This is a genomic window from Streptomyces sp. NPDC001027, assembly GCF_040299045.1.
GTDB lineage: Bacteria > Actinomycetota > Actinomycetes > Streptomycetales > Streptomycetaceae > Streptomyces.
The window spans coordinates 23,615-30,137 of record NZ_JBEPBI010000090.1; the positions used below are offsets into that span (position 1 = coordinate 23,615).

Genomic DNA, 6,523 nt, shown 5'->3' on the forward strand with positions numbered 1-6,523 from the left:
ATGGGCTCGCAGTGGTACGAGGACCTGGTCACCGACCTCCAGCAGACCAGCCTGGATGCACGGTTGGGTGACCTGTCGCCGGCGGAGTTCTGCCAGCTCGAGCTCGGCTTGTTCTATCTGGAGCAGCACCTGACCGGGCAGCCGGTCGGCGCACTGTGGACGGCGCTCAACCACTATGCGGACCTGGGGCCGACGGGCTTGGAGGTCGTCCGGCGGGTGCGGCTTCGGATGGGCGACGCGGCGCGCGGCGGCCAGTGGCGCGAGCGGCTGAACGAGTATCGCAAAGTCCCGGTCGAGCTGCGGATGTTCACCACCGCTGGCCCGCCCGGGCATCGGGTCCTCAACCACACCCTCTTCGAGCGGTACCCCTCGCCGCATCTTCCGCAGCGAGAAGGCGTCTACCGGGCTGCGCTCACCGACGCGGTTCCCTACGACATCGAGCCGGCTCACGAACCGGTGCCGCCGGGCGCCGAGTGCTTCTTCAAACGGCGCGACGGCGCGGTCGAGAGCCTGCGAATCCCGTCCTGGATCCAGGTCGCCCCGCCGCCCGTACGGCTCGCTGCGCGCGCGAGCCGCGTCCGGGAACCGTTTCCTGTCACCCGCGACGATCTGGCCCAGGCTTTCAAGGAGATGGACCGGGCCCTGGAGTCACACCCGCAGATCAGTGACCGCGACTTCGAGCGCCGCTTTCAGAACATGACGTTCTCGCGTGTCGACCAAACGGCCGGGCGACTCGTCGACGGCCTGGGGGTGTTCACCGTCGATGGGATCGCCCACACGGTCGGGTTGATGAATGCGGGCAAGAGCACCTTGCTGGACGGGCTGGCGTTCATCGGTGTCCAGCGCGGACTGCGGGTGGGCTACGTGATGCCGTCGATCAGCGCCGCGCTGGCCAAGGTGCGGTTCCTGCGCGCGCTGGGGATCCGCGCGGTCCCGCTGATCGGCCGTACCACCCGCGAACGCCACGTGGAGAGCTACTGGCGCGACGAGCTGTACGACGTGGACGCCGGGCACGCGCTGCCCGGCCCGGAGTTGGATCCGGCGGCGGAGTTCACCACGTCGATGTGCCTGCTCGAGCCGCTGCGTACTGGTGCCGGGCGCGGTGACGCGCCGTTGCGGGAGGAGGACTTCCCCTGCCGCGGGCGGCTGAAGCTGCCGAAGAAGCGCGAGCTGCACGACTGCCCGTTGACGCACGTGTGCCCGCAGCAGGCTGCAGCGCGCGCGGTCCCGGATGCGCAGGTGTGGGTGATGACATCTTCCGGTCTGGTGAGCAGCAGGATGGAGGGCTCCTCCTACCGGGCGCGGCAGATCGAGGCGATCCAGCACGAGCTGGGCCTGTTGCTGGTCGACGAGGCCGACAAGGTGATGGGCGATTTCGACCAGCGGTTCATGCTGCAGGAGCCACTCACCTTTCCCGGTGGCTGGAGCGCCCGCACGGCGATCGCCTGCCATGACAGTCTCGACGCCGCCTGGCATCAGCCGCTGACCCACCCTGATGTGCGCCGCTACCAGGGCTACATGCTGCGGCACTATCAGGCGCTGGCCGGCCTGTACCCGCTGCTGGTGACTCCGCCGGACAAGAGGAACAAGAGCCAGGACAAGGGCGGGAGCGGCAGGGGCCGGGGCGGCGAGGATCTGCTGTCGGAGATCGTCGCGGAGGGCCCGTTCAGCGGTTTCTCCCTGCTGAATCGGCTGGCCCGGTCCTTGCACGGGATCACCACCTTGCAGGAGCGGCCGGACCAGGCCAAGGAGGAAGAGGCCGCGGACCGATTCTTCGACGAGTTCCTCGCTCCGCCTGCCCGGGACCCGTTCAAGGCGCCTCCCGGTCACCTGGACCGCCTGCTGACCGCGATGACGGCCGGCTACGACACCGAATGGTCCGGGAAGGAAGCGGCCGAGGGATGGCTACTCGAACACGCGCCGAAGGACAAGGACGGGAACGTCAGCGGCTGGGTTGAGCAGATGCTTCCGCAGCTGGTACGGCTGCTCATGGCCGGCATCTGGTCCGCGCGGATCACCACGAGTTTCTTCGGCGCCAACTCGCTGCTGCCCGCGGTCCAAAAGCAGATGCCGATGGAGGCGGCCGACAGCTTCTTCAAACACCAGCCGCCGCCCGACCTGCAGATGCTCGTGCCGGAGCAGGCCATGGGCAACATGCTGGCCCTGCAGTGGAAACCGAACCGGGACGGCACCAGCGGTTCGCTGGAGATCCTGTGGCTGCGCGGGGTGGGCCGCTGGCTGCTCTACCACCTGCACGACCTGCTGGGATGCGAGGGTATCGAGGGCCCCAACGTGGTGCTCACCTCTGCCACGAGCTGGATGCCCGGCTCAGCGCGCTACCACGTGGCCATCACTCCACAGCTGATCCTGCGCGAACCCGAGCCGTGCGCGCAGGCGCTGCGCCAGAGCAGGATGCTGTTTCGGCCACAGTACCGACCCGGCGACCACAAGGGCATCTTCGTATCCGGCGCCGGTGGCCGCCAGCAGCGTGAGGACGCGCTGCGCGCCGTCCTGGACGCGATCTGCAACCCCGCGCCCGGGGCCTCCAGGTCGCTGGTCGACCAGGTGCGTGATCGGCTGGACCCCGATCGTCAGCGGCTCGCGTTCGTCACACTCAGCGGCAAGGACGCGGCCGCGTGCGCACTTCACATGAACCTCAAGACCCGCCTGGCGGCCCGCCACGTCACACCCGACTCCGAGGCCCCTGGCCGGTATGGGCTGGCCTACCGGCGGATCGGGCGCTTCGCCGCGACGGACGCCGACGTCATGCTCGCCCCGGAGGGATCGCTGCAGCGCGGCCACAACGTCCTCAACGGACGGGGGGTGGCGGCGTTCGGTGCCTTGTTCTACCTCGCCAGGCTGCACCCGCCCGCCGACGACCTGTCGTTCCCGCTCGCCGTTCTCAACCAGTACGCGATGCAGCGACTGCTGGACCCGGTGGACGGCACGGCCCCGGGTGTGAACCTGAGCAAGCAGGCCCAACTGCTGCGCGCCGATGCCCGCGGCCTGTGGCTGACTTTGATGGGGCAGCCGCTGTTCTTCTCCCGCCTTGCCCGCGTCGACCTTCGGCGGGCGTTTGTCAGCGACCTGATGGTGCAGCTGTACCAGACGCTCGGACGCACGATCCGCGGCAACGTGCCGACCCGGATCTACCTGATCGACGCCGCGTTCGCGCCCCGGGCCGCCAGCCTGCGCGAGACGGCCGAGGACACCGACCGCACCAGCGTGCTGGTCGCCGGCCGGCAGTTGATCAATCGCCTGCTCGATCCCCCGGAGCCGGGCGCGCTGCCTGGGCGGCGACTCGAGCACGAGATCGCGAGTGCGACCTGGGGCCTGTTGGACAACCTCTTCGAGACTATGGACTGGGGCCGATGACCGAGCGACCGAAGCGACCGAAAATCTCCTTCAGCGGGATCCAGTTCCCGCTGTTCGCCGCGAAACCGGACGAGTGGTGGCCGTGCGATCTGCACAGCGCGGCATTCCCCAGCGATCTACTCCCCCGCCTGGAGCGGGCCTGGGCCTCCAATCCGAAAGCGCGCCACAAGGACCGCCTGCCGACGTGGGCGCTCACGGAATTGCTGCTGGAGCTGGAGCCGCAGCTGCTGGCTGTCTCCACCGACCTGCGCGTCGGCACCTGGCTGCGCGCGATGCGCCCGCTTGCTGACACCACCGTGGTGGCACTCGCGCTGGAGGCCTGGGTCTGCGGGCACGTCGCCCCCCACCAGGCCGACGTCCCATGGGGCGAGGTCATCGGCGATGCGCTGAAGCTGCAGTGGAAGCCCGCCCGGCCGGACCTGCTCGAACGCGGCGTGCGACCGAACGGCACCGCCGAGCCCAGCGAGGCCGCCTACAAGATGCTGGCGACATTTCTTGCCGCCAGCTGGGTCGACCGAAACTGCCGACTGGGTGGCCGCGACACCGACCAGGGATCCTCGTGGATCATGGGCCCGGCCTCGCCCGACGGTGACCGGTCAGTGTTCCTGTGGCCGCCGACCCGCCTGGCACGAGGCGGCGAGCAGGGCTACAGCACCCACTACCTGCGCTTCAACGTGGTGACACTCCCCCACGACGAGCGGCTGCTGCTGCGGGTAGTCCCGCACGTCGCGCGCATGGCCGCCACCCAGCCCGCCTATATCCCAAGGCGCAGCCAGTACGAGCCCGCCACCGCCACCATGCTGCTGTACGCACCGAGCGGCGTGCTGCGCGACACCGAGCGGGATACGCTGCTGCGCGCCCCGGTCACCGTGACCGGTGTCAAGGACGAGATGCGGTGGACGTGGAAGCCCGGCCTGCCCCGGATCCTGTCACGGCTCCCCAGCCCCGACCTGTTCCCGCTGCCTGACCATGTCCGCAAGGATCCGGCCCGCTACGCCTCCCCGAGCGAGCCCGGGGGCGACCAAGCACCCAAGCCCCGGGCGTTTCTGCAGCACAGCACCGGCTACAACTACTTCAAAGACGACGAGGACAACAACGACGATGGGACGCGGGAGACCGGTGGGCATCCCACCGGGACCGGCTTCCAGCCGATCGACCACCTGACTGTCTTCGAAGCCCTGGCCCCGGCCCTTGAAAAGCACCACCTCGTGCCGGTCACCCCGGCGGCGGAGGTGAAGCCGCACTCGCGGCGGCTGCCGAACAAGCGCACCAAGGCGGGCGTCGAGTACCCGATCGAGCTGTGGCACGCGACGCCGCGCACCGCCGACGCCGTCCACCTCGTGCTCACCCGGATCCTGGGCCTGGAGCACATCACCACTGCCCACCGTGGCGACGCGGTCGTGGGCTGCTACCGCGGCAACGAGTTCAGTGTCCGGCTGCGCCTGGTCAAGCCCGGGCTGCTGTTGGCCGGCTGGTCCAAGGCCACCGACAGCGACCCGGACAAGCGCCGCCGGGCCCGCCAGGCCGCCCTCGAGGAACGCGCCCGGCTGTGGCAGGACGCGTTCCCGCCCGAGGACCGCCCGGTCGGCTGCCTCATCGAGCTGGAGGGCCCGGGCTACTACAAGGCCGCCCGGCTGGAGGACCCGAAGAAACCGCTGAAGAACGCCCTGCCGCCCCGGTGCAACCGGCTGGTCCAGATCATCAAGCCCGTCAACCGAGACCCGAACCCGGCCGCGAGGAGCACCGGCCTGCACCCGTTCGAGAACACCGAGGTACGCAAGCAGGACATCGAGCGCATCACCGCCGCGGTGCTGGACCTGCTGAGGCAGCTGGGCCGTCTCCCCACGCTCCCACCGCTGTTCGGCACCTCAGCGCTGGAAGTTTCCGCGCTGTGGCTGGCCCACGCAGGTCCTCACTTCGTTCCGATGCTGCTTCGGATGCGTACCGACGGCACCGCGACCGGTCAGCTGATCCCGAGCCAGAACCACCCCGTCGAACCGGAGATCCCTCTCGAACTGCTTCCCGCGGCGCTGGCCGAGGGTCGCGGGAAAGTGAAGCGGACCGACCAGGAAACGCTTGCCCGCTTCCTGCGCGGCGCGCTCGCCGAGGACGACACCCACGACCGACTCTTCATCGCCCGCGCCGCGACGTTGCGCAACAAAGGGTTCTGGCCCTGGCTGTCCAACCAGCACATCACCGCCGACGCACTCATGTGGCCAGGGGCCTCGCTCACCGACCCCGAAGCGGTGCCCGTCCCCCGCACACCGACGAGCCTGCCGGGCCTGCGCATTGTGCGGATCAATGACGACAACAACGAGCTTCCCCACGGCTTCGGCATCGGTCCGGCCCCGGAAGCGGCCGAGCCTGTCGCCGACATCGAGGATGCCGGCGACAGCCAGGACCATGCGGAGTCCCACCTAGGAGCCGCCCAGGGCCAAGGCGCAGCAGGCGAAGGCGCGAGCGATGGCGTGGGCGGTGATGCCGCAGAGGCGGAGTCGGTCGCGGCGCTGCCCGAACTGCCATACGGATGGGGGCGGTTCTCCGGAGTCGCGCGGTGGAACGATCGCGGCTACCTGGCCATCAACCCCCGCCCCGACACCAGCCAACTACCCAAGGGCGTGAGCAAGCTGTCCGGGCCGGACAACGACAACAGGAACGGCCAGAACCCCACCTCGCTGCACATCCACGCCTCCTTCCTCCAGGACGGCGACGATCCGGACCAGCTGGCGCTGTACGTGCAAACACTGCGCCGCTTCCACACGCACACCAGCAAGGCGACCCGGCTGCCGATGATCCTGCACCTGGGCAAGCTTATGGAGGAGTACATCCCCTGATAAGGCATTCTGTACGTGCTCTACAACGACATCGCCTGGCAACTGCTGCCGCTGGAGCTGGGGTACGGCTCCGGACGGACCTGCTGGCGTCGCCTGAAGTGATGGCAGCAGGCCGGGGTCTTCGACCAACTGCACCGCATCCTGCTCTTCGAGCTGAACGCGGCCGGCCGACTCAACTGATCACAGGCCTGCGTGAATGGATCTCACGTCCGCGCAAAAAAAAAGGGGGGTGCCGGCACCGGTCCAGGGGCGGGGGGGCGGGGGCGGGGGGGGGCCAAACAACACCCCGACAAATAAGTGAAAAGAACAAGCAT

General features: G+C 69.0%; 2 protein-coding genes and 1 pseudogene. All 3 read left to right on the forward strand.

From position 1 onward, the window contains the following. Positions 1-3,375: a pPIWI_RE_Z domain-containing protein gene (locus ABT300_RS23755; protein ID WP_351679076.1), complete on the forward strand. Its 3,375-nt coding sequence runs from the start codon at positions 1-3 to the stop codon at positions 3,373-3,375. Further along, complete coding sequence (locus ABT300_RS23760; RefSeq protein ID WP_351679078.1) at positions 3,372-6,209, forward strand: RNaseH domain-containing protein; 2,838 nt, start codon at positions 3,372-3,374, stop codon at positions 6,207-6,209. Before ABT300_RS23755 ends, ABT300_RS23760 begins: the two co-directional genes overlap by 4 nt. Positions 6,210-6,212: 3 nt before the next feature. Then, positions 6,213-6,380: pseudogene (locus ABT300_RS44530) on the forward strand (transposase); the annotation flags it as partial. Between the last annotated feature and the right edge of the window lie 143 nt (positions 6,381-6,523).